Raw genomic sequence first — 26,684 nt, 5'->3', positions numbered from 1 at the left:
AGAGTCCTTTTTTGAATTTAGGCTTGCTGCGCAAAGCCATATGCGAATTTGGCCAGAACCTAGGGTCTGCGACCCCGCTTTGCAATGGGGCTTGAACGCCCTTTACGAGGGTTCAAAAATCGTGGCAAAACCCGGTGTGTGACCAAGCTATGCAGCAGCCGCATAGCAGCAATGCTGCAACTGCGGCATTAAGTGCCTTGAAGCGCGCCGCCATGCCTCCTATTTCAGCTCCATGAGAACATCGTTGGCGCTTCGGCGTTTCGTTCTTGTACCTCCCTGTTGGACTTCGGCCGAGCCTCTGTGCTCGGCCTTTTTTTTGCGCGCTCTTCTTTCCCGCTCGCTTTGTTTTATTCAAAGACCGTCGATATTTGTTCCAACGGTTTTTTGAGCTTGGCAACACTCGGCACCGTTGCGTTCGTTGCCGGATGCCCCACCGCAAGAATCATAACGGGTTTTTCAGAAGCAGGTCGCCCCAGCACGCCGTTCAGAAATTTCATTGGGTTGGGCGTGTGCGTCAGACAGCTTAGCCCCGCGTGATGTAGTGCAGAAATCAAAAAACCCGTCGCGATACCGACGCTTTCAGGCACGTAATAATTTTTGTAGCGCGTGCCGTCATCAAACTCGCCCCAGCGCTGCGCGAAGATCACGATCAACCATGGCGCGATATCAAGGTGTGGCTTGCTGGCGTCCGTGCCAATCGGCTCTAGCGCTTTGATCCACTCATCGCTCGCCCCGCCGGCATAGAATTTCTCTTCTTCCTCTTCTGCGGCCAAACGGATTTTATGTTTGAGCTCTGGGTTGGAGATCGCCACAAAATGCCAAGGCTGGTGATTGGCCCCCGAGGGCGCGGACCCGGCGGCGGTGATCGCCGCATCAATGACCGCACGCGGCACAGGCGTGGCTTCGAATTCGCGCACAGAATGTCGCTTGCGCATGAAATCAAGATGTCCAAGCGCGGCCTTTAAACTGGCCTCATCGTCCATGTTCATGCGGTCCGGCAGATCCAGCGCTGTGTAATCGAGTTTTTCGCGTGCAAACATATAAACTGTCCTTAAGTGATTTCGCGTTGCCAGAGCAGGCCGCCGCGGCGCGCGGGTTTGATCCCCGCAAGCGCGAACATATGCCAGAAGAAGGCCTGATTTGACGACAGCGCAGGCTTGGCGCAGGCGCTCTCTACATCGGCCAGAATATCAAACGTGCGCAGGTTGGTGCAACTCATGAAAACCGCCTCTGCGGCGCTGTCCTGCCCCAGTTTGATCGCCGCCTCCCTGATCGAAGCGGGATCGATCCGCGCGACATTGGTTTCCACGGGCTCGTTGAATGTGCCAAAAACGGGGGTTTCTATGCCTTCTTTCGCCAAGGCCAATCGCAGGCTTTCGCTTACCGCTTCGGTATAGGGCGTCAAAAGCGCCAGTTTGCCGACCCCCAGCGCTCGGCAGGCCGCAACCAAAGCCGTAACAGGATTTGTCACATGCGAAGAAGTGCATCCCGCATTGATGAGACTGCCGACGCGCTCTGTTCCGATCACGCTGGACGCAGACGTGCAGCCATAACCGACCACATCAAACGCCACCGACTTGGGCAGCAAACCAGCCGCGCGCGGCAATCCCGCCTCCATCGCGGCAAGGCTCTCATTTGAAACTTCGCTGGCGCTTGGGATGCGCGACACAAAGGCTGCCACATCATCGCCCGGCAAGGCTTGGCGCAGCTCCGCTTCCATCGTCTCGTCCGATTGCAGCACGATCAAGCCAAGCCGCCCGGCGGTGCCGATTTGCGGCGCGAGTGTGTATGGCAGGCTCATGTGTGCAGCCTGATCATCTGCGCGGGCGGCGCGGGGGATAGCCGCTCCCAGCCGGTATCTGTCACCACATAATCATCCTCATGTACCATCAGCCCGGCCCCACCCGTTACTGAGACACCCGGCTCAAGCGTGATCACCATCCCCGCCTCAAGCACCGTATGGTCATCCGCGATAAACGACAGCCCTTCGGTCAATTGTAGTCCCAATCCATGCCCCAAACGCCCCGCGCTTTGCCCGCCGCTGCCGCCCGTGCAGACGTGGTCCATTGCGTGAAATACATCCGCCGCGGTGTTACCGGGTTTGAGCGCCGCTTCGCCCGCTTGCATCGCGTGCATCAGCGTATCGTAAGCGCGCTCTGCCTCAAGGCTTGGCGCGCCCACGCTAAAATTGCGATCAAAATCAGAGAAGTAGCCATCCTTGATCACGCCTGTATCGAGCATCAAAATATCGCCGCTTTGCAAGGGCGCATCGCTGGCGGGTGAAATCACATCCTCGTAGCCCTCAGGCCCCGCGCCGCCCGCGAGGTAGGGCACCCAATCCGCGCCCTCCTCCAGACACAGAATTTGAAAGCGGCGAAACACATCCGACAAGGGCATGCCACCGCAGGCAATTTCCGGCACGCGCGCGAAAGCGCTGCCCGCAATCTGGCAGGCGATGCGGATCGCCTCTACCTCAACCGGAGTTTTCACCATACGCGCGGCGCGCATAACAGCGTCATCGCCGCCGATCCGCAGCTCCTTACTAAGCCGCGCCCAATCGCCAAGGGGCATGCGCAGATGGCTCTCGATTCCAAAAGGCGTGCCGATACGCCCATTGCCCGCCACCTCGCGCAGCGTGCTGGCAAGCAAGGAGACGCCATCATCGCCATAATCCGGCGCAGACCACGTGCGAACATCCTCCACCACCGTCTCTGCCATAAGCGCTGCGCCAATCGAGGGGATCACCGCAATGGGCAGATCCTTTAAAGGCAGCACCAAAAACCAAGGCCGCGTCGGGCTTTCCCAAAACCGCGTCAGATACCCCGTGAGATAGCGAATGTCCGCCTCTTGCGTTAGCAAAAGCGCTGCGAGCCCCTGCGCAGCCATGCGCGTTTGCACGCCTTCAATCCGGCTTAGATATTCGGCGCGCGGCAGCATCACGCGCACTCGCTCAGAATGCACAGTACGCGCGCATCGCTTGGCAAATCACTCAGCAAAGCCGCCGCAATTCCGGCAGCGCCAGAGGTGCTGGATGCCAGATCAAGCGCGGCCAATTGAGGGAGCACGGCCATGGCCTCCTGCTCCGAAATCAGCGCAAAAGCATCCGCATCGCGCGACAGGCCTTTAAGCGCTATGAGTGAGGCCTCCTTGCAATCCAGCCGCCCCATATCCGACACAGGCCCCTTGGAAACGGTAAATTCGCCTGCTTTGATCGAGCCAAAAAGCGCAGGCGCAAATTCCGGCTCGACCACCGTGATCAAAGGTTCATTGCCCCAGATATCGCGGAACAATGCCGCGCAGGCACCGGCCAATCCACCGACCCCCGCTTGCAGAAAGATATGCGTTGGCATTTCCATTTGCTCCGTGCATTCCGCCGCCATGGTCAGATAACCCTCCATCAGGCGGTGCGGCAGATCGAAATACCCGTCCCACGAGCTATCCGATAGCAGGGTCCAGCCATTGACCTGCGCCGCCGCCTGCGCGCCTGCCATGCTCGCCTCGTAATCGCTCCCCTCGATCACGACCTCCGCGCCCTTTTCGCGCAAACGATCCGCGAAAGCGCTTGGCACGGTTTCAGCCAGATAAATCACCGCGTTTGCGCCAAACACCGCTGCCCCTGCCGCGACCGACATGCCGTGATTGCCAGCGCTGGCGGTTACATAGGTGCGCCCCTCTAACGAGCCTGCCTGCGCCTCATGCGCGATCACATAGGCCGCACCCAAAGCCTTGAAACTGCCAAGCCCCATACGGCCACTTTCGTCCTTGATGTTCAAACCCAGCGCAGACACCATCGGTGCCACGCTATGCACAGGGCAACGATCGAGCAGCGCGCGCGGCGCAGCCGCGTCAATTGACGGGCTAGGCACGCTCTGCATGCCAGCACCAAGGCCCACGCCGCGATACGGATTTTCGATAACCTGCATATTTTGCTCCCTGCGATAATTGTGCACCTCACGGCAAAACCCGTGACAGGTCAACGCCTCAAATGCCCCGCTTGCCGCATTGCCCCTGCCCGCCTTTGCCAGTAAAGGGGGCGCAACTTTACGCTTTGGGGACCAAACCGGATGCAAGAGCCTGACATCACCGCTGATCTGATCGCCGCCCACGGGCTGAAACCTGACGAATACGAAGTCATTCTGGGCATTATCGGCCGCGAGCCAAGCTATACGGAGCTCGGCATTTTCTCGGCGATGTGGAACGAGCATTGCTCGTATAAATCCTCGAAGAAATGGCTGCGCACCCTGCCAACGGAGGGTCCGCAGGTTATCTGCGGCCCCGGCGAGAACGCAGGCATCGTGGATATTGGCGACGGCCAAGCGGTTGTTTTCAAAATGGAAAGCCACAACCACCCCTCCTATATCGAGCCCTATCAAGGCGCGGCGACTGGCGTTGGCGGTATCTTGCGGGACGTCTTCACCATGGGCGCGCGGCCCATCGCAGCGATGAATAGCCTCAGCTTTGGCGAGATATCGCACCCCAAAACCCGTCAGCTGGTCAACGGCGTTGTTGAGGGTGTTGGCGGCTATGGCAATTGTTTCGGCGTACCCACCGTTGGCGGCGAAGTACGCTTTGATCCGGCCTATAATGGCAACTGCCTTGTGAACGCATTCGCGGCGGGCCTCGCGGATACGGACAAAATTTTCTATTCTGCCGCGTCAGGCATCGGCATGCCTGTAGTCTATCTTGGTGCAAAGACAGGCCGAGACGGCGTTGGCGGCGCGACGATGGCGTCCGCTGAATTTGACGACACGATCGAAGAGAAACGCCCCACAGTTCAGGTCGGCGATCCCTTCACCGAAAAGCGCCTGATGGAAGCCACGTTAGAGCTGATGCAAACTGGTGCTGTGATCTCGATCCAGGATATGGGCGCTGCTGGCCTGACATGTTCAGCCGTAGAGATGGGCGACAAAGGCGGGCTTGGCGTGCGCCTTGATCTCGAACTCGTGCCCGTGCGCGAGACCAACATGAGCGCCTATGAGATGATGCTGTCTGAATCTCAGGAACGCATGTTGATGGTCCTGAAACCAGAGCTTGAGGCAGAGGCGAAAGCCGTGTTCGACAAATGGGATCTCGATTTTGCCATTGTCGGCGAAACCATTGCCGAAGACCGCTTTCTCATTCTGCACAACGGCGAAGTCAAAGCGGACCTGCCGCTGAGCAAACTCGCCTCCTCCGCCCCTGAATACGATCGCCCATGGATTCCCACACCTGCGCCCGAACCGCTGAGCGACGTGCCGCAAATTGATCCTGTTGATGGTCTCAAGGCTTTGATTTCATGTGCGAATTACGCCTCTAAACGCTGGGTGTTCGAGCAATATGATGCGCAGGTCATGGGCGATACGATCCGCATTCCCGGCGCAGGCGCTGGCATCGTGCGCGTGCATGGGACGGGCAAAGCGCTTGCGTTTACCTCCGATGTGACGCCGCGCTACGTGATGGCGAACCCTGTGATGGGCGGGCGGCAAGCGGTCGCCGAAGCCTATCGCAACCTGACGGCGGTGGGTGCCAAACCCTTGGCGACGACGGATAATATGAACTTCGGCAACCCGGAAAAGCCCGAAATCATGGGGCAATTCGTTGGTGCGATCCAGGGCATCGGCGAGGCGGTCAAAGCGCTCGATATGCCGATCGTGTCTGGCAACGTCTCGCTTTACAATGAAACGGACGGCACGGGTATCCTGCCGACGCCGACGATCGGCGCTGTCGGTCTGCTCGCGTCCGAGGACGAATTGATCAACGACGGCGTGCGCGACGGCCATGTGGCGATCGTGATCGGCGAAACCGCCGGACACCTTGGCCAATCCGCGCTGCTGGCCGAAGTGTTTAACCGCGTCGAGGGTGATGCACCAATGGTTGATCTGGCGCTCGAAGTGAAACACGGCGATTTCATCCGCGCCAACCGGATTTGGATCAAAGCCTGCACCGATCTTTCTGATGGTGGCCTCGCGCTGGCGGCCTATGAAATGGCGGCGGCAGCAGATGTGGGCGTCGCGCTCGATAGTGCAGATACGCCCGAACTCTTTGGCGAGGATCAGGCGCGCTACCTCATCGCGTGCAACTTCGATCAGGCCGAGGCGCTTATGGGTGCGGCGGGCCAAGCAGGCGTGCACATCGCTTTCGTCGGTAAATTCGGCGGCGATGATGTGAGCTTTGGCAGCTCTTCTGCGCCCCTGTCCGAACTCAAAGCCCTCTCCGAGGGCGTTTTTCCCTCCCTCTTTTCCTAAGCGCCCCTTGCTTGGCCACCGCACGGCTTCTACATCTGGGGTAACGTAGTTTACGAAAGGCTTAACCATGGCGATCACGGCACAAGAGATTGAAGCGCTTTTGCGCGAAGGATTTCCCGAAGGGCAGATCACAGTGCAAGGCGATGATGGTCAACATTTCGCAGCCGAAGTGATTGATCCCTCGTTCAAAGGCAAAAACCGCGTGCAACAACAACGCGCAGTTTATGCAGCGCTCAAAGGCAAGATGGACGGCAGCGCGGGTGAATTGCACGCGCTGGCCCTGACGACAAAAGCACCTAGCTAAATATTCGCGCTTTTGCGCAAAAGGAGACGACAATGAGCGACGTAAAAGAGACCATCCAAAAGACCGTCACCGACAACTCTGTGGTTCTGTTCATGAAGGGCACAAAAGAGATGCCGCAGTGCGGATTTTCTTCGCGTGTGGCCGGCGTGCTAAACTATATGGGCGTTGAATTTCAAGATGTTAACGTGCTTGCAGATGAAAACCTGCGCCAAGGCATCAAGGATTTCTCCGACTGGCCGACCGTGCCCCAGCTCTACGTTGCGGGTGAATTTGTCGGTGGCTGCGATATCATCACGGAGATGACGCTTTCGGGCGAGCTCGACACGCTCTTCACAGAGCAGTCGATCGCGTTTGACAAAGACGCGGCAGATAAGATCCGCGAAGCAAACGGTTGATCCACGAGCACGACCTTTCCTAAGAAATCGTGCTCCCTTAGACCTCGTGCGCCGCGCCGGTAAGAGCGCTGCGCACGGCGGTCTCGCAGTCCAGCGCCAATGATTTACGGCTCTGCGCCTCTGCGACGCGCAAGGGTGTATGGTAAATCACCTCGACGCGCCCCTGCCGCTTTGCTGCAAGTGTTTTCACCAGATGCGGCGCGAAATCCATGTCCCCCCACCATCCATAAAACCGCGCCTCTTCGCCGTCTGGGGCGTAGTAGTTAACGCTTACCGGTTGCACCCATAGAATATCACGCATTTCGGGCGCAAAGAACGCCGCAAACAGCGTTGATTTAAAGGGCAAAACCCGCAAACCATCGGTCGATGTGCCCTCGGGAAAGAACAACAGTTTGTGCCCTGCTTTGAGGCGTGCCTCGAACAGTTCTTTTTGTGCGTGCGCTTTCCTTGGATCGCGTGCGATAAACACCGTTCCCGTCGCACGCGCGAGCCAGCCGATACCGGGCCATTGCGCCACTTCTGATTTAGACACAAAATACACGCGTTTGACCGCATTCAGCGAAAAAATATCCAACCACGAGCTGTGATTGGCCACCACTGCACCGCGCTGCGTCATCTGTGCGCCTTTAACGGAAAAGCCCATCCCCATGATCCGAAAGGCGTTTCTGCACACAAACTGCGTGATATAGGGCGTCACCGGACGGCGCATGCCAAAGAGAGGCCGCTCGATCAGGCGCACCGCCAACAGCAGGATCAAACAGCTAAACACCAGAATCGCCAGTGGCAACGCGCGCCGCGTAAATCGCAGCCAATCGCGCGGGCCAAGTACGCTAAGATCAATGTTGCCATCATCACTCGATTGCCAAGACATGCTCATCGCGTTCGCCCTTGCGTGTAAATTCGTCGCTGTTTTTCGCTCATTTGTGCCACATCAAGCACAAGGCACACATCGGTCGTGTTGAAACTGTGGTCGAGATAGGCCCCTTGCCCGACGCAGCCACCAAGGCGCAAGTAGGCTTTGATAAGCGACGGCACCTGCACCATTGCGGCCTTGCGATCAAGCGTTTCGGGCGCAATTTGATCCATTTCGGCGAAGGGCGGCTTGGCGATCGGGCGCAGATCAACAGGCGCAAGATGACGGTGATGCAATAGTGACAATGGCGCGGCAAGGCGGCTCATATCCGTGCCATGGAAGCTGGCAACCCCGAACAGAACTTGCGTCTTTTGCGCCGCGATATAGCCCCCGAGTGCGGTCCAAAGATGATGCATCGCTGATCCACCGCGGTAGTCCTTATGCAGACAGGAACGCCCTAATTCCAACAACTTACGCTTTGATGACAAAAGCGCGGAAAGGTCATATTCGCGCGCGGAATAAAACCCGCCCGCCCGCGCCGCGCCGTTCTCGTCAAGCAAGCGGTACGCGCCGACGACTTGCCTCTCAACGCCGCCCGCGCGCGCGCGATCGAGCAGCAAAAGATGGCTGGAGTGCGCATCGAACGCATCGATCTCGAGCCTGCGAGCGTGATCGACCATGGTGCCGTCCCCACCAAGTTCCTCTACGAACACCTCATATCGCAGCGCTTGCGCCGCGCGAAGGTCTTCTGCGCTGCGTGCGAAAATCACGTCGAATTGCGGCTGCGGCATCGGCAAGATCGGCTCCTGAGCTTTGCGCGCAGACTTACGAAAAGCACGTCGCAGGTACAAGCGTGCAAAACTCCCTCCAAAAGAGATCAAATACAACTTAAGATTGATTTATGTAAAATTAACCTCTACCCAGCATCAAAGACAGGCACCAAAGCTATTTGAGATCCGACAATGACAACCTTTCCCTGCTCACGGAAATTAACCGTAATGCGCCCATCGATCACCGATTGGACCTGCCCCATACCCCAGTCGGGCTGCGACGGGTGGCGCACGATCATGCCGGGTTCAAGAAAGGCATTCATATCGTCAAAATCATTCATCAGGGCCGCTTTCATAGGAGAATATAATGGGCAAGCATAGCTTGCAATTTGCCGCATTGGTAGGTTCGCGGATCTGCCATGATCTAATAAGCCCGCTCGGCGCGATCAACAACGGGATGGAGTTGATGGGCATGAGCGGCTTAGCCGCCAGCCCGGAAATGGCGCTGATCAGCGAAAGCGTGGACGCAGCAAACGCGCGCATTCGCTTTTTTCGCATTGCCTACGGCGCCCCGAGCACAACCCAGCTTTTGGGGCGCGGGGAAATCACCTCGATTCTCAAGGACATGTCGCGCGGCGCGCGTTTGACACTACATTGGGATCCTGTTGAAGACCTCAGCCGCAGCGAAGTGCAACTGGCTTTTCTCGCCATTCAATGCGCTCAGCAGGCGATGCCCTACGGCGGCACGCTTAGCGTGCGCAGGGCGGCGCAGCGCTGGGAGTTAACCATGGATGCAGAGCGTCTTTCGCTGGACGGTGCCCAGTGGGACACGCTTTTGAACGCAGCAGAGGACATGCTAGGCGATCCAGCCACCCTGCCCGCACATGTACAATTCTTGCTCCTGCCGCTTCATGCCAAGGCGATCGGGCGCGACGTTCACCTCTTGCGCGAGGACGCCGGCGCGCGGCTTTGCGTCTGAGAGACCCCCTCGCGTTTAGGCGCGCACAGAACCATTGCCCTCAACCAGATATTTGAAGCTGGTCAATTGCGCCGCCCCCACAGGGCCACGTGCGTGCATCTTGCCTGTGGCAATGCCGATTTCAGCGCCCATGCCGAATTCACCGCCATCGGCAAACTGGGTCGAGGCGTTACGCATCAAAATCGCGCTATCAAGCTGGGCAAAAAACTGCGCCGCTGCCGCGTCGTCCTCGGTCAGGATGCAATCGGTGTGGCTCGAGCCGAAGGTGCGAATATGCGTGATTGCTCCATCCAGATCATCAACTACTTTCGCAGCTATAATCATATCGAGGAATTCACAGCCGAAGTCCTGCTCGCTCGCTGGAACCGTCCCCTCGATATGGCTCAACCCCTCGCCTGCGCGCACTTCGACGCCCGCATCAATCAGCGCGCGCAGCACGCCTTGACCAAGCGTTTCTACGACGTCGCGGTGAATGAGCAAACACTCCGCCGCGCCGCAAATCCCGGTGCGCCGTGTCTTGGCATTAAGCACCACGTCGAGCATTTTCACAGGGTCCGCCGCCGCGTCCACGTAGATGTGCACGATGCCCTCTAGATGGGCGAACACAGGCACGCGCGCTTCGCGCTGCACGAGGCCGACAAGACCCTTGCCGCCGCGCGGCACAATCACGTCGATAGTGTCGGTCATGGTCAACATTTCCTGAACCGCCGCGCGATCGCGCGTGGGAACAAGCTGGATGCTATCGGCAGGAAGCCCCGCCTTGAGCACGCCATCAACCAGCGCTGCATGGATGGCGCTGGAGCTGTGAAAACTCTCCGAGCCGCCGCGCAGGATAACGGCATTGCCCGATTTCAGGCACAGTGCGCCCGCGTCCGCTGTCACGTTTGGGCGGCTCTCGTAGATCACGCCGATCACGCCAAGCGGCGTGCGCACGCGGCGGATATGAATGCCCGAGGGCATGTCCCATTCTTGCAGCAACTCGCCCACGGGGTCGATCTGCTCAGCCACCGCGTGCAGCCCGTCCACGATGCTTTGAACACGCGCTTCGTCAAGCATCAGGCGGTCCATCATTGCATCCGACAGACCCTTTTCGCGGCCATATTCCAGATCAAGCGCGTTCGCTGCAATAATCGCGTCGCGGCTGTTCCAAACCGCCTCCGCCGCGCCAATCAAGGCGGCATGTTTACGCTCTGCACTGGCCGTGGCAAGCGTAGCAGCGGCCACCTTAGCGCGCGCGCCAATATCGGCCATCAAGGCCGGAATGTCGTCAAAATCTTTCACCCGTAGCCTCCAGTACTTCCGTGTTCAAATCGCCATATCGTCTCTGTGAATCAACGCAGCGCGCCCTACATAGCCCAAAATCGCCTCGATTTCGCCGCTGCGATGACCTTTGATCGCCTCGGCCTCCTGGCTTGTGTAGCGCGTCAGCCCATAGCCCAGAATATGCGCATCCGGCGCTTCGATGGCAATGCTATCGCCGCGTCCGAAACTGCCGATAACCTCAGTCACACCCGCAGGCAGCAGCGATTTGCCTTCTGCCAAAGCCTTCGCCGCGCCTGCATCGAGGCGCACCGCACCACGTGGTTTCATCGCAAAAATCCAGGCTTTGCGCGCGGTGTGCGGATCGATCTGCGCGGTGAACCATGTGGCGTTTGCCCCGGCCTCCAGCGCCGAAACAGGACGCATAACCGAGCCTTCGGTGATCGCCATGGCGCAGCCCGCGGAGGTCGCGGTTTTTGCTGCCATCACTTTGGTTTTCATACCACCCTTGGACAGGCTGGACGTTGGATCCCCCGCCATTGCCTCGATCGCGGGCGTAATCGCATCCACCATATCAAAGCGTGTCGCGGATGGATCAATCGAGGGGTTCGCGGTGTAAAGACCGTCTACATCAGAGAGCAGGATAAGGCGGTCAGCACCGATGGTGACAGCCACTTGCGCAGCGAGGCGGTCGTTGTCGCCAAAGCGGATTTCGTCGGTCGCGACGGTGTCATTCTCGTTCACAATCGGGACCGCACCGAGGCTCAGAAGCTGCTCCATCGTGGCGCGAGAATTAAGATACCGGCGGCGATCTGCACTGTCTTCTAGCGTGACGAGCACCTGCGCGGCGGTGATGCCGTGTGGCGCAAGCGCTTCTTCATAGGCGCGCGCGAGGCGAATTTGTCCAACCGCAGCAGCAGCTTGGCTTTGCTCCAGCGCGAGCGCCGTGTTCGGCAATCCCAGCGCGCCGCGCCCAAGCGCGATCGAGCCGGAGGAAACCAGCACCACATCCACACCGCGCGCGCGCAGCATGGCCACGTCTTCGGCCAAGCCGACCAGCCAAGCCGCACGCAGTGCGCCCTGCTTGACCAAAAGGGCCGAGCCGATCTTGATAACAACGCGGCGTGCGTCGCTTAGGGTTGCCACGGCGTATCCTCCGCCTCTCCCACATGGGCGCGCAGACGGTTGTCGTCAATCTGCGCACGCAGGGCGCGCAGCACCTCGGTAGTGCCAAGCTTCGCAGCGCCCGACATTTCCATCACGGGGCCACCAGAGGCCTCTTCCAGCATCGCTCTCGCCTCTGATCTCATCGCATCGTCCAGCGCATCGACTTTGTTCAGCACGGTCAAGCGCGGCTTGTCAGCAAGCTCGCCGCCATAAGCTTCAAGCTCGCCAATGATCGTTTTGTAGTCCTCGGCAACATCGTCCGAGGTGCCGTCGATCAGATGCAACAGAACCGCGCAGCGCTCGACGTGGCCAAGAAAACGCACGCCAAGGCCCACGCCTTCATGCGCGCCCTCGATCAGACCGGGAATGTCCGCGACGACGAATTCAACGTTATCAACGCCAACGACCCCAAGGTTGGGATGCAGCGTGGTAAACGGGTAGTCGGCAATCTTCGGGCGCGCATTGGATGTGGCCGCAAGAAAGGTGGATTTACCCGCATTCGGCAGGCCCAGAAGGCCCACATCGGCGATCAGTTTCAGGCGCAACCAGATCGTGCGCTCCACGCCCTCTTGGCCGGGATTGGCACGGCGCGGGGCCTGATTGGTGGCTGATTTGAAATGCAGGTTGCCAAAGCCGCCATTGCCGCCCTTGGCAATCAGCACGCGCTGGCCAAGTTCGGTCATATCCGCGATAACCGTTTCTTGGTCCTCGTCCATGACTTCGGTGCCCACGGGCACGCGCAGCACGATGTCTTCGCCATCCTTGCCCGTACGTCCCTGCCCCATGCCGGGCTGGCCGCTCTTGGCGAAGAAGTGTTGCTGATAGCGAAAATCGATCAACGTGTTGAGACCATCAACCGTTTCCACCCAAACCGAGCCGCCGCCGCCGCCATCACCGCCGTTAGGGCCACCGTATTCGATGAATTTTTCACGCCGGAAGCTGACAGAGCCGCCACCGCCGCCGCCGGAGCGAATGTAGACTTTGGCCAGATCGAGAAATTTCATGTCAGTGCTTTCTGTTGCTTTGAGCGCGGTCTACGCGCTTAGCCGAGTTTGCGCAAATAGGTCCATGTGGGCACGTTTGCTGCGCGCGCCACACTATAGGTTTCCGCATCACCAATATAGTCGAAACCCGCGTTGGTGAGAACCTTGGCAGAGGCCGGATTGTTCTGAAAAACCGCGGCAAAGATCGTTTTATTGGCAAGCGGGTTGGCATCGATCAACGCTGCTACCGCATCGGACGCGGTGCCCGCGTTCCAGAACGCAGGTGCCACCCAATAGCCGATCTCAGATTGTGCGCTATCAAGGCGCGTGAGCGAGATCAGGCCCATCAGTTCAGAGCCGCCGTGCACGCTGGCATCCATGGCCCAGAAATCTTCGCTACGCATGGGATCAGCTGCGCGTTTGAGCAGCGCTTCGGTCGCGCCGGGTGGCAGCGGATGCGGGATATCTGTGGTCATTTTCGCGACGCGCGCATCGCCTGAATGTAGATTGATCAGCCCCAAATCAGAGGTCTGCAACGGGCGCAAGGATAGGCGCTGCGTCGTGATTACCGGCTGCGCGTCTCGTGTCATATCGTTCATATCCAAGCTCCTGCAAACAAAACAAAAAGAACCGAAGCGACGGTTAGCGCCGCCAAGGTCCACATAAGATAGGTTTCCGCACCCGTGCCTGCGACCGTTTGAGCAATTTTATGCCCTGCGAAAGTCCAGATCGGGTGTAAAATAATCTGACAAGCCAGCAAACATATCGCAATCACTGCAGTGGCCTCCAGCGTGGGGGTGCCAGGAGCGACGAAGGCAGTAAAGCCGCCAACGATCATCGCCCAGGCCTTGGGATTAAGCGGATGCACGATAAGGCCAGCAGCGAAACCGGGGGCCGTTGCCTCTGCGTTCGTGTTCAGGCGCAGGTTTGCGACCTTCCAAGCGAGCCAGATAATATAGGCTGCCGAGACATACTTGAGCGCGGTGAAAAGCATTGGCACGCTTTGAGCAAGGCTCATCAGGCCAAAGCCGATCGGCCAGATGATAAGCTGTTTGCCAAGCGCTACGCCCGCCACGAAAGGCAGTGCCGCACGAAAACCAAAGCGCGCCCCTGTGGCCATAAGGGCCATATTGGCTGGCCCCGGCGTGGCGACCTGACTTGCGGCAAAAATGAGGAAGGCTCCGGCGGCGACGGACATTAGTTAACCCCTCGATGCGGGTTCAAATTTTTACAGGGTAATCCGGCAGTTCCGAGCAATTGCTCATGCAAAGCGTCAAGATTAACGATTGGGTTCACCGTGCCGCCCTCCCAAGCAGAAGCAATGATTGAAACAGAAAAGGGATCGGCGTTTCCGCCGATCCCTGAAATGTCTTTAGACACTTATAACGGCGTATTACTCAGCGGCCTCCGCCACTGGCAGAACCGAAATAAACGTACGGCCTTTGAGGCCTTTGTGGAACTTAACTGCACCATCGGACGTCGCAAAGATCGTGTGATCCTTACCAAGTCCAACGCCTGCGCCCGGCCAGAATTTTGTGCCGCGCTGACGCACGATGATATTGCCTGCGATTGCCGCTTGGCCACCGTAGAGTTTCACGCCAAGGCGGCGACCTGCGGAGTCGCGCCCGTTACGGGATGAACCACCTGCTTTTTTATGTGCCATCTGGTCTTACTCCTATTCAGCTGCGAACTGAGTTGCTTGCGCAATCCAGTCGTCGCGTTCGATACGGCCTTTGAACGACAGACGGTCATCCATATAGGCGATTTCGGCAGGGCCCCAAGCTGAGATCTGATCGAAGTGGAACACACCAATCTCGTGCAGCGTGCCTTCGAGCTTTGGACCGACGCCGCTGATCTTTTTCAGATCGTCAGGCTGACCGCCCCGTGCTTCTTTCAGCAGGTTTGTCGGCTCTACACCAGCAATCTCAACAGCCGGAGCCGCCGCTGCTTTCGCAGCTTTCTTCGGTGCAGCAGCCTTCTTGGGCGCGGCTTTCGCAGCAACTGCGGCAACCGCAACGCCAGCAACAGAACCTGCGCCAATTGCAGCCTTAACGCCGGACTTGTCGCCGCCCGTCGCAAGGATGTCGCCGATGCGAACCAAAGTCAGCTTCTGGCGGTGGCCCTTCGTGCGCTGCGAGCCGTGCTTACGGCGACGCTTGACGAAGTTGATGACTTTCTCGCCTTTGATCTGGTCCACGACCTCGGCCTGAACGGCAGCGCCGTCAACCATAGGTGCGCCTACGACAACAGTGTCACCGCCCAGCATCAGAATTTCATTGAATTGTACGGTTTCACCCGCATCAGCAGCCAGCTTTTCCACTCGTAGCATATCGCCAGATTGGACTTTATATTGCTTGCCGCCGGTTTTCATTACCGCGAACATTGCGTTTTCCTTGTCTTCCGCGTCTCTAGGGTCCCGCGAGGCGGCATTTGCGGGGATTGGAACCCCACCCATAAACAGCGCGCACCGATGTGCGTCATTAAAATATACCCGCAAATGGATTCCCACAGCAGGCTTGCGGCTTATGCGAGGCCGGCAGGCTCAAGTCAAGAGCTGGCCTGCCCCTTTTCCTCGATCGCGGCGGCAAAGGATTCTGCGCGCGCGGCGATTTCAGCCAGCGTGTCCGTAACAATCTCGGGGATCACCGCAACTTCGACGCGCTCGGGTGGTGGCGCGGGGCGGTTTTGCAAAGCCGTTAACTCGTTTTGCAGCGCGCTGATCTGTTCTTCGCCAGCGCGCACCTTATCCTCCATTGCTGCCGTTTTATCGGCCAGCATCAAGCCCGCCATAAGCAACATGCGCGGCTCGGGAATGCGGCCGATCTGGCTTGCCAGCGTTTGCGCTTCGGCGTCCAGCATCTTGGCGGCAGAATGCAAAAACTGCTCTTCTCCGGCCTGACAGGCGACTTCGAACTGGCGACCACCGATAGAAATGACGACTTCAGGCATTCGAATTCTCCTGCTCGGCAGACTGTGCTATTTCGATCGGCTGCGCCATTTGGGCGGGTTGCACATCTTCCTGCGCGGCACGTTTGACCAAAGGCTCCAGCGCGGCAAGGATCGCGTCGGCCTGCGCACTCTCGACCGAGCGCGCGGCGCGCAATGTCTCCAGCTCGGCCAGCATCGCCTTATTAATGAGGTGCGGATCGCTCAGGCCTTGCTCGATTGCCGCGCGCAGGCTCAGGTTAGAGGCGCGTAAATCTTCGCTCGCACGGCGCAAGCGCTGCACATCCGCATCCAGCTTGGCTGTGGATTTCTGCTGCTCGTAGGCCTGAATATCCATCGCAGACGCATGGCGATCGGCGGTTTCACGCACCGATTTCATACGCTCTTCAAGCTGCGCATTGGCAAGCCGTTCATCGCTGAGTTCTTGCTCCAGCCCGGCAATGCGCGCCTGTGCACTCTCCAGCTTTGCTAGCACCTCCGGCCCGGGCCCTGCCGGCGGTGGCGGGGCTAGCCCGTCCAGCCCTCTACCAATGCGATCCAGCGCGGCAGTAATGCGGCGCTCGAGCTCGGTGATATCACTCATCGTGCTCTCCTTCATTCAAACATCTGCGCCACGCAGCTCAAGCGCGAATCGCCCGCTTGCATGGCTTTGATCAAGTTTAGACAACCCGATCACAAATTGCTCCCCCTTTAAACCCAATCACTTATGCACCGTGCTTGATCTTTGCCCGTAGCTTGGTATTGAGCGCTCAACCTCTCTCCGCTTAGTGCAAAGGACGACCCTTTTGGATATTGCAGCCCTCCGCTCCGCTCACCCTGATCACTGGAACAAGGCCGCTGCCATTCGCGCGCTGACACTGGACGCGGTTCACGCGGCCAATTCAGGCCATTCCGGCATGCCGATGGGCATGGCCGATGTTGCGACGGTTCTGTTTGAGAAGCACCTCAAGTTCGACGCCAGCGCGCCACTCTGGCATGATCGTGACCGCTTTATCCTGTCCGCCGGTCACGGCTCCATGCTGCTCTATTCCTTGCTCTATCTTGTTGGCGACAAGCAGATCACCCTCGATCAAGTCAAAAACTTCCGCCAAAAAGGCGCATTGACTGCAGGCCATCCCGAGAATTTCCTCGCCGATGCAATTGAAACAACGACAGGTCCTTTGGGCCAAGGCATCGCCAATTCCGTCGGTTTCGCTATGGCCGAAGAAATCCAGCGCGCGCGTTACGGCAAGAAAGTTGTGGATCACTATACATACGTGATCGCAGGTGACGGCTGTTTGATGGAAGGTGTCTCGCAAGAGGCCCTCGGCCTTGCAGGTCGCCATGAACTTGGCAAGTTGGTCGTGTTTTGGGACAACAACAACATCACCATCGACGGCACAGTGGAACTTTCTGATCGCACCGATCAAGTGATGCGTTTCAAAGCGTCCGGCTGGCATGTTCAGGAAATCGACGGTCACAACCCGCTCGAGATTGACGAGGCAATTGCCGCTGCGAAGAAATCCAAAAAACCGTCGATGATCGCCTGTAAGACGCATATCGCTCTGGGCCACGCGGCGCAGGACACCTCCAAAGGCCACGGCGCTTTGACAAATGAAGAGCAGATGGCCGCCGCCAAAGCCGCCTACGGCTGGACGACGGGTCCGTTTGAAGTGCCCGCCGATATCAAATCCGCATGGGAAGCGATTGGCGCGCGCGGTGCCTCCGAGCATGCCGCATGGGTAGAGCGTTTCGCAAGCATCCCGCTGAACAAGCAGGCCGAGTTCACCCGTGCCTATGATCTGGACGCGCCCAAGAAGCTGGCCGCAACCATCAAAGCGTTCAAAAAGCAAGCTACCGAGAACGCACCCAAAGTAGCCACGCGCAAAGCATCTGAAATGACGCTCGAAGTGATCAACCCGATCATGCTCGAAACTGTTGGCGGCTCCGCAGACCTCACAGGCTCCAACAACACCAAAACCGGTGATATGGGCGTGTTCGACGTCGATAACCGCGAGGGGCGCTACATCTATTGGGGCATTCGCGAGCACGGCATGTCGAGTGCGATGAACGGCATGGCGCTGCACGGCGGCATTCGTCCCTATGGCGGCACATTCATGTGCTTCACCGACTACGCGCGCCCTGCGATGCGCCTTGCTGCGCTTTCGAAAATACCAACCGTTTTCGTGATGACCCACGATAGCATCGGCCTTGGCGAAGACGGCCCGACGCACCAACCCGTCGAGCACCTCGCAATTTCGCGCGCCACGCCCAATACCTACGTGTTCCGTCCAGCCGATACCGTCGAAACGGCGGAAAGCTGGGAAGTCGCTTTAACGAGCAAGACAACGCCCTCCGTTCTGGCACTCTCGCGTCAAAACCTGCCGACTGTACGCCTCGAGCATAAGACAAAAAACCTCTCGGCGCAGGGCGCTTATGTGCTTGCCGATGCAGATGGCAAGCGTCAGGCGATCCTGATGGCGAGCGGCTCCGAGGTGGAAATCGCTCTGCAAGCGCGCGAAATGCTTCAGGCGATGGGGATCGGCACGCGCGTTGTTTCCATGCCCTGCATGGAGCTGTTCGCGGAGCAGGACGAGAGCTACCGCAAGCGCGTGCTTCCGGGTGGTCCTGTGCGGGTCGCGGTTGAGGCAGGCGTGCGCATGGGCTGGGATCGCTGGCTTCTGGCCGAGCGTGGCCGCGAAGCAAAGGCAGACTTCGTCGGCATGGATAGCTTTGGTGCTTCCGCCCCGGCCGATGAGCTTTATGCCCATTTCAACATCACGGCTGAGGCGACAGTCGCATCCGTCAAAGCCCTTTTGGGACTTTGAGGCTCAGCAGGGTGCGCGCCGCCGCGCACCCTGCCCCTCACACATCATGAAACCCTTTGAAATCTTCTGCGCCTGCCCTCCGGGGCTAGAGCCCTACCTCGAGGCCGAAGCGCTTGAGGCTGGCTTCAAAGGCGCGGCCGCAACCGCAGGCGGTGTTACGTTTTTCGGCCTCTGGCCAAACGTCATGCGCGCCAATCTCACGCTGCGCGGTGCCTCGCGCATCCTCGCACGCTTCGCCAGCTTTCGCTGTTTCAACCTCAGCCAACTCGAAAAGCAAAGCCGCGATATAGAGTGGGCGAGCGTGCTGCGCCCAGACACCCCCTTCCGTGTCGATGTCACCACACGCAAATCCAAAGTCTACCATGCAGGCGCTGCCAAAGAGCGGATCGAAAAAGCCATCCATGAACGCCTTGGCGCGCCAATCGGTTCTGAGGACGCGATCAAGATTATGGTCCGGATTGAGGATAACCTGTGCATATTTTCGCTCGACACATCGGGCCCACCATTGCACCAACGCGGCCATAAAGAAGCGGTGGGCAAAGCCCCGATGCGCGAAAACCTCGCGGCGCTATTTCTGCGTGCGTCCGGCTACAACGGCACAGAACCTGTCCTCGACCCCATGTGCGGCTCAGGCACTTTCCCGATTGAGGCCGCTGAAATCGCAACTGGCCTGCTCCCCGGCCGCTCGCGCGACTTTGCGTTCCAGCGCCTCGCCAGCTTCATGCCGGATCGCTGGGCAGCACTTCGCGAAACAGGCCCACAAACAAAAACCGAACTCCACTTCTACGGCTCGGACCGCAATGACGGCGCAATCGCAAATGCGACGTCCAACGCTGCACGATCTGGTGTACAAGACATTTGTTCTTTCACACATACATCGATCAGCGATCTACAACGCCCCGATGGCCCCTCTGGCCTCGTGATCCTGAACCCTCCCTATGGCGCTCGGATCGGCGACAAAAAGCAGCTCTTCGCGCTCTATGGCTCGCTGGGCAAGGTCCTGAAAGAACGCTTCAAAGGCTGGCGCGCTGCGATCATCACCACCGAAACAGGCCTCGCCCACTCATCAGGCCTGCCCTTCTCAAACACAAGCGCACCCATCCCGCACGGCGGCTTAAAAGTCCGCCTGCACCAAACCGAAGCGCTGCGTTAGCCCTTCATCTTGCCAGTAAACTCCGGGGGTTTGGGGGCTGGCCCCCAACTTTACATGTGTTTGGGGGCTGGCCCCCAACCGGTCCGATCACGAAGGGATCGGACATCTCTACTTCCCGACCACAGCCTTCCAGGCCGGCGCAATCACTTTGCTGACCACCGGAATAAGCGCCAGGCCTACCGCAACGCCAAACACACCGTCCGCGAGGGCTGTCGCAAACCACCCCACAAACCCGTAAAGCCCTTCGGGCACACGCGCCGCGACAGCGACTGCAAAATCATGGATCAGCGCATAAGGCGCGCTCCATCCAATATCCTTGACGCTGTGAATGATGATTGATCCACCCACCCAAAGCATCGCAGCCGTGCCAACTATAGTCAGTGTTTTCATCACCTTGGGCATCGCTTGCACGATCCCACGCCCCAGCGCGCGGGTTGCAATCAAACGCCCACGCGCCATGGCCAGTCCTACATCATCCGCCTTCACGATCAGCGCAACCGAGCCATAGACCGCGACCGTAATTCCCACCGCGACCAGCGCTAAGGTTGACGCTTCCATCCAAAAACCACTCTCGGGAATAGCTGCCAAAGCAATCGTCATAATTTCGGCAGACAGGATGAAATCCGTCTTGATCGCGCCTTTAATCTTGTCTTCTTCTAGCTGCGCGGGATCGCCGCTTTCATAAGCCTGCGTGTGCTCGTCGTGATGGCCCAGCAGCCAATGGGCAATTTTTTCTGCACCCTCAAAGCACAAATAGGCCCCGCCCAGCATCAACAACGGCGGGATCAGGAAGGGCGCAAATGCGGACAAGGCCAAACCAACGGGCAGCAAAATCACCAACTTGTTGATGATCGAGCCGCGCGCGATGCGCCAGATGATTGGCAATTCGCGAGACGCGTCGAAACCTTGCACGTATTTCGGCGTCACAGCCGTGTCGTCGATCACCGCTCCTGCGGCTTTCGATCCTGCCTTCAATGCCTGCGCTGCGACGTCATCAATGGAAGCCGCCGCAATCTTGGCAATGCCTGCCACATCATCGAGCAATGCCAGCAATCCACTCATTCTTTCGCCTCTCCGTTTTTTCAATCCTGCCGAATCGGCCAGCAGGCGATCCACCTTGTTACCGCAACCAGATGGCACGGCCCAACAAATCGTTAGCGCCACCATGCGCAATGCTGCCACGTTTACCGCTAACACCTTGCCCGGGCGCGCTTTTCACCTTGGTCGCAGCGCGCGCACCTGTCTATACCCCGCACAAGTGCAGAAATACGTTAGGAGACTTTCATGACCGTCACGCTTGGTATCAACGGCTTTGGCCGTATTGGCAGATCCACTCTTGCACATATCGCAGAGGCAGCGCGCAACGATGTTCAGGTCGTCAAAGTAAACGCGACGGGCCCGCTGGAAACCTCTGCGCATTTGCTGCGCTATGATAGCATCCACGGGCGTTTCGCCAACGAAGTCAAAGTCTCCGGCAATACAATGGACTTGGGCCGCGGCCCGATGGAAATGTTTTCGACCTATGATCCGCAAGAGCTCGACTGGTCCGGCTGCGACGTGGTTCTTGAATGCACCGGCAATTTCAATGACGGTGACAAAGCCAGTGTCCATCTCGAGCGCGGTGCAAAATCCGTTCTGATTTCTGCCCCTGCCAAGAACGTGCAAAAAACCATTGTATTCGGCGTGAACCACCGCGATCTCGCCGCTGGCGATACGATGATCTCCAATGGGTCCTGCACCACCAACTGCCTTGCGCCCTTGGCCAAAGTCCTTGATGAGGCGATCGGCATCGAGCGCGGGATCATGACCACGATCCACTCCTACACGGGCGATCAGCCGACGCTGGATCGCCGCCATGATGATCTCTACCGCGCACGCGCTGCCGCCATGGCGATGATCCCCACCTCCACCGGCGCCGCCAAGGCGCTTGGCGAAGTGCTGCCGAACCTCAGGGGCAAGCTCGATGGCACCGCGATGCGCGTGCCGACACCGAACGTCTCAGCGGTAGATCTTACTTTCGAGGCAGGCAAAGACGTCACGGTCGAGGACGTCAACGCGATCATGGCTGAAGCCGCCGCTGGCCATATGGGCGCTGTACTGTCCTATGACCCCGAGCCCAAAGTTTCTATTGATTTCAACCACACCACGCACAGCTGCATCTTTGCACCGGATCAAACCAAGGTTGTGGGTGGGCGCACCGTGCGCGTGCTGGCCTGGTATGACAACGAGTGGGGGTTCTCCGCGCGCATGGCCGATGTGGCCGCCGCGATGGGGCGTTTGAACCAGTAAGGTTTTCACCGAATGCAAGCAACGTGTCCGCCGCGCGGGGGCGTTTGCGCCCTTGGCTTTTCGCCCCGCTTGGCTCATGTTGGCGTTGTGCAATTATCAGAGTGCCAAGCCGCATGACAAATACGCTCGCGATCATCCTGGGTAGCCTCGTCATCCTTGCCTTGTTCGCAGATGTGATCCTGACCGACAGCACCAACATCCTCTTTCTTGCCAAGAAGTTTACCGAATTCACCGAATGGATGGCCTTCTGGCGCTAATTGCGGCGGGTGGGGCTTGCTCCCCTTGACTTTAACGGCTCAATCTAATTGTTAGCGCTAACTGAACATGAGGGAACGCAACATGGCCGTAAAAATTGCAATCAACGGATTTGGACGTATCGGACGCAATGTGCTGCGCGCGATCATCGAAAGCGGGCGCACGGATATCGAAGTAATTGCGATCAATGATCTCGGGCCAGTTGAGACCAATGCACATCTTTTGCAATTCGACAGCGTGCATGGGCGCTTTCCGGTCAATGTCAGTCACGATGATAAATCTATCGACGTCGGGCGCGGCCCGATCGCCGTCACTACGATCCGCAACCCTGCCGATTTGCCCTGGGGCGATGTGGATATTGTGTTTGAGTGCACCGGTATTTTCACAGACAAGAAAGATGCGATGGTGCATCTGAAAAACGGCGCAAGCCGCGTTCTGGTCTCGGCCCCGTCAAAGGGCGCCGACAAGACAATCGTATATGGCGTGAACCATCAAAGCCTCACGGGCGATGATCTGATCGTGTCCAATGCGTCCTGCACAACCAATTGCCTTGCCCCTGTCGCAAGCGTTTTGCATGCAGAATTCGGCATCAAACGCGGCTTCATGACCACAGTTCACAGCTATACGGGTGATCAACCGACGCTGGACACGATGCACAGCGACCTCTACCGCGCACGCGCCGCCGCGATGAGCATGATCCCAACTTCCACAGGAGCGGCCAAGGCGGTCGGTCTGGTCCTGCCCGAGCTTGCAGGCAAGCTCGATGGCGTGGCGATCCGCGTGCCAACGCCGAATGTCTCCGCCGTCGATCTGACGTTTGAGGTAGAGCGCGATGTGACGGTCGAAGACATCAACGCAGCCATGCAGGCCGCCGCGAGCGGGCCACTGAAAGGCGTGCTCGATTATACAGAGCGTCATCTGGTGTCGATTGATTTCAATCACGATCCGCACAGCTCGATCTTTGCCGCAGATCAAACCAAAGTCATGGACGGTAACCTGTGCCGCATTCTGGCATGGTACGACAATGAATGGGGCTTCTCCAACCGCATGGCAGACACTGCCGTGCATATGGCGAAATTTATTTAGGGGCCAAAACCCTCTGCGAAGATTTTTGTAACACATCCTTCGCAGAAGGATGTGGGACTCGCCTTTTTGCGCAGAAAAGTTAGACCCTTAGCGCTTTAGCAGCACGGGGAACCAATCCTCGCGCAGCTTTTGTCCTTGGGTCATGTCATGCCCCGGAAACGGCGGTGAGGTCGGGCCGGGCCGCTCCACATAGCGCGCATCATCCCCGAGCAAGCGCAGCGAAAACGCGCGCCGGCGCAGGCCCGTTTCGTTGCCGCGCGCGCCATGCAAAATGGAATAGTTAAACGCCACCGCATCCCCCGGCTCCATCTCCCACTCGCGCACTTCCATGCCCTCGCTGTCCGGATCCGGTACGGGCATATATTTGTCCTCATCGGGGTAAAAGTTAGTTTCCGAAAGCCAACGTGTCGGCAGCACAGGTTTTTCCCAAAGATGCGAGCCAGCCACGCAGCGCAACGAGGCCTCCGTCACAGGATCGAGGGGCGACCAGAAACTTACGGTTTGCCGGCCTTCAACGAAATAATACGGCCCATCCGTATGCCAGGGCGTCGGCTTGGACGTGCCGGGTTCTTTCACCAGCACGTGATCGTGAAACATCTGCACCGTTTGCGAACGCATCAAATCTGCCGCAACCTCCGCCGCCGGACTGTTTTTGATCACCTCTTCAAACTCGGGAATCCGCGTCCAGTTGCAATAATCATCAAAAAACCGGCCGCCCTCGCCCGCTTTGAGGTTTTCCGCAGCAAACGGCCCCGGCTCTGCCATGTTGCGCTCCACACCTTTGCGCAACGTCTCTACATGATCGGCGAACAGCCCTTTGATCAACACCACGCCATCGCGCTGATAGGCGTCGACATGCGCCTGCGTTACCATTGAATTCATTGTATTTCCTCCCGCTGCGCCATGCGCTTCGCCAGTTCCAGCATACGCATCGAAAAGCCCCATTCATTGTCGTACCAGCCGAACACCCGCAGCAATCCCCCTACAGAGACCGATATTTCCGGCCCCACCAACACAATCGATTCCGGGCGCATACGCAAGTCAGAAGACACAAGTGGCTGCTGTGTCCAGCCCAGTATCGGCCCGGTCGCTGCGCGTTTCAAATGATCGCGCACGCCCTGTGTCGTCACGCTTGCGCGGGTTTGAACCGTCAGATCAATCGCCGACACGCTTGCAGTCGGCACGCGGATCGCGCGCGCTTCGATACGTCCTGCGAGATGGGGCAGCACCTCGTCCGTTAGACGCTGCGCGCTGGTCGTCGTGGGCACCATCGACAGAGCCGCAGCACGGCTGCGCGCAAAATCGCCGCGCGGTTTGTCCACCGTCGGCTGGCTACCCGTATAGCAATGCACAGTCGTCATATGCCCGCTCTCCACCCCGTAGCTTTCGTCCAGAATACGTAAAAGCGGCGCAAGCGCGTTGGTCGTGCACGACGCGTTGGACACGATGCGCGCATCGCCCAATTCGCCCTCGTTCGCGCCCAGCACGATCGTCTTGTCGGCGGTATCAGAGGGACCAGAAATCAGCACGGCCCCTGCTCCCGCATCAATCCCGCGCGTCGCAATCGCGCGGTTTCCCGCAAGGCCGGTGCACTCCAGGACCACATCGATTCCGCTAAGGTCAAGAGTGCTTAAATCAGTAACATGATGAAACGCGATCAGCTCTCCATCAAGGACCAAAGCCCCGTCGACAAAGTTTACGTTTCCAAGATAGCGGCCGAAAACACTATCGTATTCAAAGAGATAGGCGCAGGCATCGAGCGGCTCTATATCGTTTATCAAGGCCAGCTCGAACGGCAGATCGTGGCTGCGCAAAATGCGCAGGATCGAGCGGCCGATGCGGCCAAAACCATTCAAGGCTATGCGGGTTTTTCTATTCTCCATGGGGGCAGTCTTTACTCAAAGCGCGCGCTATTCCAAGCGCGCAATTGTACCAAAAGGATGCGCAATTCGTGCGTGCCGTCGCAAACGGGCACTGCATGTCGCAGCCAAGCAGGCGCTTGTCTAACCCCTGCTGCGTCATGGAAGGGACACATTAGAAAAGGCCGCCCTATGCAATTTGGACTGAGCGAAGAGCAAAGCATGATCGTCGATACGGTGCGCAGCTTTGTCGAGAACGAGATTTATCCCCACGAGGCAGAGGTCGAGCGCACAGGCCACGTGCCTGAAGAGCTTGGTGCGCAGATCAAGCAAAAGGTGATCGATCTGGGGTTTTACGCCTGCAATTTTCCCGAAAGCGTCGGTGCGGCAGGGCTGAGCCATCTTGATTTTACGCTGGTGGAGCGCGAACTCGGCCGCGGCTCTATGGCGCTCACGCATTTTTTCGGGCGCCCACAGAATATTCTGATGGCCTGCGAGGGCGAACAGCGCGAGCGCTACCTGTTTCCCGCAGTGCGCGGCGAGCGGATGGATGCGCTCGCCATGACAGAGCCGGATGCAGGATCAGATGTGCGTGGGATGAAATGCAGCGCAGTGCGCGATGGCGGCGATTGGGTGATCAATGGCTCCAAGCATTTCATTTCAGGCGGTGAGCATGCTGATTTCTTCATCGTCTTTGTGGCAACGGGCGAAGATCAAACTCCAAAAGGCCCAAAGAAACGCATCACGGCCTTTCTGGTGGATCGCGGCACCAAAGGGTTTGAGCCTCGGGAGGGATATCGCTCCGTTTCTCATCGTGGCTACAAGAATTACATCCTCGATTTCACCGATTGCCGCCTGCCCGATGCGCAGGTTCTGGGCGAGGTCGATGGCGGTTTCGCAGTAATGAACGAATGGCTCTATGCAACGCGCTTGACCGTCGCCGCCACCAGCGTCGGCCGCGCACGGCGCTGTTTTGATTATGCCCTGAACTACTCCGCCGAGCGCAAGCAGTTCGGCCAGCAGATCGGCAAGTTTCAAGGCGTCAGCTTCCAAATCGCAGACATGATCACCGAAATCGACGCGGCCGACTGGCTTACGCTGTCAGGGTCATGGAGGCTCGATCAAGGGTTGCCCGCGAACCGCGAGATCGCGAGCGCGAAACTTTATGCCACGGAAATGCTGGCGCGGGTGACGGACACGACCCTGCAAATCCATGGCGGCATGGGCCTGATGGACGACTATCCGATCGAGCGGTTCTGGCGCGATGCGAGGGTCGAGCGGATTTGGGACGGCACCAGCGAAATTCAGCGCCATATCATCAGCCGCGATCTTTTGCGCCCTCTCGGAGCCTGAC

Annotated in this window: 29 protein-coding genes; 10 read left to right on the top strand and 19 right to left on the bottom strand. The window is 58.5% G+C overall.

The window, feature by feature from the left end; genetic code table 11:
- Positions 1-347: 347 nt before the first annotated feature.
- Genes B9P63_RS09280 through B9P63_RS09265 form a run of 4 tightly spaced genes read right to left on the bottom strand, consistent with a single transcriptional unit; the run spans position 348 to position 3,923 of the window.
- Positions 348-1,040 (bottom strand): nitroreductase family protein, encoded by a 693-nt coding sequence (locus B9P63_RS09280; protein WP_085308253.1) that lies wholly within the window; start codon positions 1,038-1,040, stop codon positions 348-350.
- 11 nt (positions 1,041-1,051) lie between these two features.
- Positions 1,052-1,801, bottom strand: a complete 750-nt coding sequence (locus B9P63_RS09275; protein WP_085308252.1) for a maleate cis-trans isomerase family protein — start codon at positions 1,799-1,801, stop codon at positions 1,052-1,054.
- Entirely contained in the window at positions 1,798-2,937 is a 1,140-nt protein-coding gene (locus B9P63_RS09270; protein WP_085308349.1) for a M24 family metallopeptidase, read from the bottom strand. Before B9P63_RS09270 ends, B9P63_RS09275 begins: the two co-directional genes overlap by 4 nt.
- The gene (locus tag B9P63_RS09265; protein ID WP_085308251.1) at positions 2,937-3,923 is read right to left on the bottom strand and encodes a pyridoxal-phosphate dependent enzyme; all 987 of its coding nucleotides are present in this window, start codon (positions 3,921-3,923) and stop codon (positions 2,937-2,939) included. The genes B9P63_RS09270 and B9P63_RS09265 overlap by 1 nt, the downstream gene beginning before the upstream one ends.
- A 141-nt stretch (positions 3,924-4,064) precedes the next feature.
- On the opposite strand from B9P63_RS09265, the gene purL reads away from it, so the two are divergent.
- From purL to grxD, 3 genes are all read left to right on the top strand, one after another.
- A complete protein-coding gene (gene purL / locus B9P63_RS09260; RefSeq protein WP_085308250.1) occupies positions 4,065-6,224 on the top strand; it encodes a phosphoribosylformylglycinamidine synthase subunit PurL in 2,160 nt (719 codons plus the stop codon).
- A 67-nt stretch (positions 6,225-6,291) separates the two neighbouring features.
- On the top strand, positions 6,292-6,528 hold the full coding sequence (locus tag B9P63_RS09255; RefSeq protein ID WP_085308249.1) for a BolA/IbaG family iron-sulfur metabolism protein: 237 nt from the start codon (positions 6,292-6,294) through the stop codon (positions 6,526-6,528).
- Between the two features lie 32 nt (positions 6,529-6,560).
- On the top strand, positions 6,561-6,923 hold the full coding sequence (gene grxD, locus B9P63_RS09250) for a Grx4 family monothiol glutaredoxin (protein WP_085308248.1): 363 nt from the start codon (positions 6,561-6,563) through the stop codon (positions 6,921-6,923).
- 37 nt (positions 6,924-6,960) lie between these two features.
- Here the strand turns inward: grxD and olsA are convergent, their stop codons facing one another.
- The 3 genes from olsA to B9P63_RS09235 all read right to left on the bottom strand — a co-directional run bounded on the left by olsA (position 6,961) and on the right by B9P63_RS09235 (position 8,887).
- On the bottom strand, positions 6,961-7,800 hold the full coding sequence (gene olsA, locus B9P63_RS09245; RefSeq protein WP_085308247.1) for a lyso-ornithine lipid O-acyltransferase: 840 nt from the start codon (positions 7,798-7,800) through the stop codon (positions 6,961-6,963).
- Positions 7,797-8,567 carry an L-ornithine N(alpha)-acyltransferase gene (gene olsB, locus B9P63_RS09240; protein ID WP_085308348.1) on the bottom strand — a complete coding sequence of 257 codons (771 nt, stop codon included), beginning with the start codon at positions 8,565-8,567 and terminating at the stop codon, positions 7,797-7,799. Before olsB ends, olsA begins: the two co-directional genes overlap by 4 nt.
- Before the next feature lie 125 nt (positions 8,568-8,692).
- Positions 8,693-8,887 carry a DUF3553 domain-containing protein gene (locus B9P63_RS09235; protein ID WP_085308347.1) on the bottom strand — a complete coding sequence of 65 codons (195 nt, stop codon included), beginning with the start codon at positions 8,885-8,887 and terminating at the stop codon, positions 8,693-8,695.
- 26 nt (positions 8,888-8,913) lie between these two features.
- On the opposite strand from B9P63_RS09235, the gene B9P63_RS09230 reads away from it, so the two are divergent.
- The gene (locus B9P63_RS09230; protein ID WP_095533012.1) at positions 8,914-9,525 is read left to right on the top strand and encodes a histidine phosphotransferase family protein; all 612 of its coding nucleotides are present in this window, start codon (positions 8,914-8,916) and stop codon (positions 9,523-9,525) included.
- A 15-nt stretch (positions 9,526-9,540) separates the two neighbouring features.
- Here B9P63_RS09230 and B9P63_RS09225 read toward each other — a convergent pair whose 3' ends face one another.
- From B9P63_RS09225 to B9P63_RS09185, 9 genes are all read right to left on the bottom strand, one after another.
- Positions 9,541-10,806 (bottom strand): glutamate-5-semialdehyde dehydrogenase, encoded by a 1,266-nt coding sequence (locus B9P63_RS09225; RefSeq protein WP_085308246.1) that lies wholly within the window; start codon positions 10,804-10,806, stop codon positions 9,541-9,543.
- Between the two features lie 24 nt (positions 10,807-10,830).
- A complete protein-coding gene (proB, locus tag B9P63_RS09220; RefSeq protein ID WP_085308245.1) occupies positions 10,831-11,931 on the bottom strand; it encodes a glutamate 5-kinase in 1,101 nt (366 codons plus the stop codon).
- Positions 11,919-12,956 carry a GTPase ObgE gene (gene obgE, locus B9P63_RS09215; RefSeq protein ID WP_085308244.1) on the bottom strand — a complete coding sequence of 346 codons (1,038 nt, stop codon included), beginning with the start codon at positions 12,954-12,956 and terminating at the stop codon, positions 11,919-11,921. Before obgE ends, proB begins: the two co-directional genes overlap by 13 nt.
- Before the next feature lie 38 nt (positions 12,957-12,994).
- On the bottom strand, positions 12,995-13,534 hold the full coding sequence (locus B9P63_RS09210; RefSeq protein ID WP_425439743.1) for a GNAT family N-acetyltransferase: 540 nt from the start codon (positions 13,532-13,534) through the stop codon (positions 12,995-12,997).
- Positions 13,531-14,133: a LysE family translocator gene (locus B9P63_RS09205; RefSeq protein WP_085308243.1), complete on the bottom strand. Its 603-nt coding sequence runs from the start codon at positions 14,131-14,133 to the stop codon at positions 13,531-13,533. The genes B9P63_RS09210 and B9P63_RS09205 overlap by 4 nt, the downstream gene beginning before the upstream one ends.
- Positions 14,134-14,328: 195 nt before the next feature.
- Positions 14,329-14,598 carry a 50S ribosomal protein L27 gene (gene rpmA, locus B9P63_RS09200; protein ID WP_085308242.1) on the bottom strand — a complete coding sequence of 90 codons (270 nt, stop codon included), beginning with the start codon at positions 14,596-14,598 and terminating at the stop codon, positions 14,329-14,331.
- Positions 14,599-14,610: 12 nt separating this feature from the next.
- A complete protein-coding gene (locus tag B9P63_RS09195) occupies positions 14,611-15,318 on the bottom strand; it encodes a 50S ribosomal protein L21 (protein ID WP_085308345.1) in 708 nt (235 codons plus the stop codon).
- Positions 15,319-15,482: 164 nt separating this feature from the next.
- Positions 15,483-15,884 (bottom strand): cell division protein ZapA, encoded by a 402-nt coding sequence (locus tag B9P63_RS09190; RefSeq protein WP_085308241.1) that lies wholly within the window; start codon positions 15,882-15,884, stop codon positions 15,483-15,485.
- Positions 15,877-16,464: a hypothetical protein gene (locus B9P63_RS09185; RefSeq protein WP_176219130.1), complete on the bottom strand. Its 588-nt coding sequence runs from the start codon at positions 16,462-16,464 to the stop codon at positions 15,877-15,879. The genes B9P63_RS09190 and B9P63_RS09185 overlap by 8 nt, the downstream gene beginning before the upstream one ends.
- 202 nt (positions 16,465-16,666) lie before the next feature.
- Between B9P63_RS09185 and tkt the strand changes: the two genes are divergently transcribed.
- Positions 16,667-18,688 carry a transketolase gene (tkt, locus tag B9P63_RS09180; RefSeq protein WP_085308344.1) on the top strand — a complete coding sequence of 674 codons (2,022 nt, stop codon included), beginning with the start codon at positions 16,667-16,669 and terminating at the stop codon, positions 18,686-18,688.
- A 46-nt stretch (positions 18,689-18,734) separates the two neighbouring features.
- Complete coding sequence (locus B9P63_RS09175) at positions 18,735-19,841, top strand: THUMP domain-containing class I SAM-dependent RNA methyltransferase (protein ID WP_085308240.1); 1,107 nt, start codon at positions 18,735-18,737, stop codon at positions 19,839-19,841.
- A 108-nt stretch (positions 19,842-19,949) separates the two neighbouring features.
- Here B9P63_RS09175 and B9P63_RS09170 read toward each other — a convergent pair whose 3' ends face one another.
- Positions 19,950-20,903 carry a DUF808 domain-containing protein gene (locus tag B9P63_RS09170; RefSeq protein ID WP_085308343.1) on the bottom strand — a complete coding sequence of 318 codons (954 nt, stop codon included), beginning with the start codon at positions 20,901-20,903 and terminating at the stop codon, positions 19,950-19,952.
- Between the two features lie 222 nt (positions 20,904-21,125).
- On the opposite strand from B9P63_RS09170, the gene gap (B9P63_RS09165) reads away from it, so the two are divergent.
- From gap (B9P63_RS09165) to gap (B9P63_RS09160), 3 genes are all read left to right on the top strand, one after another.
- On the top strand, positions 21,126-22,130 hold the full coding sequence (gene gap, locus B9P63_RS09165; RefSeq protein ID WP_085308239.1) for a type I glyceraldehyde-3-phosphate dehydrogenase: 1,005 nt from the start codon (positions 21,126-21,128) through the stop codon (positions 22,128-22,130).
- A gap of 113 nt (positions 22,131-22,243) precedes the next feature.
- Positions 22,244-22,387: a hypothetical protein gene (locus B9P63_RS19190; protein WP_176219129.1), complete on the top strand. Its 144-nt coding sequence runs from the start codon at positions 22,244-22,246 to the stop codon at positions 22,385-22,387.
- A gap of 82 nt (positions 22,388-22,469) precedes the next feature.
- Positions 22,470-23,471, top strand: a complete 1,002-nt coding sequence (gene gap / locus B9P63_RS09160) for a type I glyceraldehyde-3-phosphate dehydrogenase (RefSeq protein ID WP_085308238.1) — start codon at positions 22,470-22,472, stop codon at positions 23,469-23,471.
- An 87-nt stretch (positions 23,472-23,558) separates the two neighbouring features.
- Here the strand turns inward: gap (B9P63_RS09160) and B9P63_RS09155 are convergent, their stop codons facing one another.
- On the bottom strand, positions 23,559-24,353 hold the full coding sequence (locus B9P63_RS09155) for a phytanoyl-CoA dioxygenase family protein (protein ID WP_085308237.1): 795 nt from the start codon (positions 24,351-24,353) through the stop codon (positions 23,559-23,561).
- On the bottom strand, positions 24,350-25,354 hold the full coding sequence (locus tag B9P63_RS09150) for a type I glyceraldehyde-3-phosphate dehydrogenase (protein ID WP_085308236.1): 1,005 nt from the start codon (positions 25,352-25,354) through the stop codon (positions 24,350-24,352). Before B9P63_RS09150 ends, B9P63_RS09155 begins: the two co-directional genes overlap by 4 nt.
- Positions 25,355-25,522: 168 nt before the next feature.
- Between B9P63_RS09150 and B9P63_RS09145 the strand changes: the two genes are divergently transcribed.
- Entirely contained in the window at positions 25,523-26,683 is a 1,161-nt protein-coding gene (locus B9P63_RS09145) for an acyl-CoA dehydrogenase family protein (RefSeq protein ID WP_085308235.1), read from the top strand.
- Position 26,684 lies beyond the last annotated feature (1 nt).

Source organism: Planktotalea arctica, from assembly GCF_002105285.1.
GTDB classification, from domain to species: Bacteria; Pseudomonadota; Alphaproteobacteria; order Rhodobacterales; family Rhodobacteraceae; genus Planktotalea; species Planktotalea arctica.
Note: the sequence above shows the minus strand (reverse complement) of the source record. Positions and strands in the feature narration are given on the sequence as shown.

Excerpts from the sequence above, each read along its gene's own strand:
- B9P63_RS09280 (WP_085308253.1), bottom strand. The coding sequence starts at position 1,040 with ATGTTTGCACGCGAAAAACTCGATTACACAGCGCTGGATCTGCCGGAC.
- B9P63_RS09275 (WP_085308252.1), bottom strand. The coding sequence starts at position 1,801 with ATGAGCCTGCCATACACACTCGCGCCGCAAATCGGCACCGCCGGGCGG.
- B9P63_RS09270 (WP_085308349.1), bottom strand. The coding sequence starts at position 2,937 with ATGCTGCCGCGCGCCGAATATCTAAGCCGGATTGAAGGCGTGCAAACG.
- B9P63_RS09265 (WP_085308251.1), bottom strand. The coding sequence starts at position 3,923 with ATGCAGGTTATCGAAAATCCGTATCGCGGCGTGGGCCTTGGTGCTGGC.
- purL (WP_085308250.1), top strand. The coding sequence starts at position 4,065 with ATGCAAGAGCCTGACATCACCGCTGATCTGATCGCCGCCCACGGGCTG.
- B9P63_RS09255 (WP_085308249.1), top strand. The coding sequence starts at position 6,292 with ATGGCGATCACGGCACAAGAGATTGAAGCGCTTTTGCGCGAAGGATTT.
- grxD (WP_085308248.1), top strand. The coding sequence starts at position 6,561 with ATGAGCGACGTAAAAGAGACCATCCAAAAGACCGTCACCGACAACTCT.
- olsA (WP_085308247.1), bottom strand. The coding sequence starts at position 7,800 with ATGAGCATGTCTTGGCAATCGAGTGATGATGGCAACATTGATCTTAGC.
- olsB (WP_085308348.1), bottom strand. The coding sequence starts at position 8,567 with ATGCCGCAGCCGCAATTCGACGTGATTTTCGCACGCAGCGCAGAAGAC.
- B9P63_RS09235 (WP_085308347.1), bottom strand. The coding sequence starts at position 8,887 with ATGAATGATTTTGACGATATGAATGCCTTTCTTGAACCCGGCATGATC.
- B9P63_RS09230 (WP_095533012.1), top strand. The coding sequence starts at position 8,914 with ATGGGCAAGCATAGCTTGCAATTTGCCGCATTGGTAGGTTCGCGGATC.
- obgE (WP_085308244.1), bottom strand. The coding sequence starts at position 12,956 with ATGAAATTTCTCGATCTGGCCAAAGTCTACATTCGCTCCGGCGGCGGC.
- B9P63_RS09210 (WP_425439743.1), bottom strand. The coding sequence starts at position 13,534 with ATGAACGATATGACACGAGACGCGCAGCCGGTAATCACGACGCAGCGC.
- B9P63_RS09205 (WP_085308243.1), bottom strand. The coding sequence starts at position 14,133 with ATGTCCGTCGCCGCCGGAGCCTTCCTCATTTTTGCCGCAAGTCAGGTC.
- rpmA (WP_085308242.1), bottom strand. The coding sequence starts at position 14,598 with ATGGCACATAAAAAAGCAGGTGGTTCATCCCGTAACGGGCGCGACTCC.
- B9P63_RS09195 (WP_085308345.1), bottom strand. The coding sequence starts at position 15,318 with ATGTTCGCGGTAATGAAAACCGGCGGCAAGCAATATAAAGTCCAATCT.
- B9P63_RS09190 (WP_085308241.1), bottom strand. The coding sequence starts at position 15,884 with ATGCCTGAAGTCGTCATTTCTATCGGTGGTCGCCAGTTCGAAGTCGCC.
- B9P63_RS09185 (WP_176219130.1), bottom strand. The coding sequence starts at position 16,464 with ATGAGTGATATCACCGAGCTCGAGCGCCGCATTACTGCCGCGCTGGAT.
- B9P63_RS09175 (WP_085308240.1), top strand. The coding sequence starts at position 18,735 with ATGAAACCCTTTGAAATCTTCTGCGCCTGCCCTCCGGGGCTAGAGCCC.
- B9P63_RS09170 (WP_085308343.1), bottom strand. The coding sequence starts at position 20,903 with ATGAGTGGATTGCTGGCATTGCTCGATGATGTGGCAGGCATTGCCAAG.
- gap (WP_085308239.1), top strand. The coding sequence starts at position 21,126 with ATGACCGTCACGCTTGGTATCAACGGCTTTGGCCGTATTGGCAGATCC.
- B9P63_RS19190 (WP_176219129.1), top strand. The coding sequence starts at position 22,244 with ATGACAAATACGCTCGCGATCATCCTGGGTAGCCTCGTCATCCTTGCC.
- gap (WP_085308238.1), top strand. The coding sequence starts at position 22,470 with ATGGCCGTAAAAATTGCAATCAACGGATTTGGACGTATCGGACGCAAT.
- B9P63_RS09155 (WP_085308237.1), bottom strand. The coding sequence starts at position 24,353 with ATGAATTCAATGGTAACGCAGGCGCATGTCGACGCCTATCAGCGCGAT.
- B9P63_RS09150 (WP_085308236.1), bottom strand. The coding sequence starts at position 25,354 with ATGGAGAATAGAAAAACCCGCATAGCCTTGAATGGTTTTGGCCGCATC.
- B9P63_RS09145 (WP_085308235.1), top strand. The coding sequence starts at position 25,523 with ATGCAATTTGGACTGAGCGAAGAGCAAAGCATGATCGTCGATACGGTG.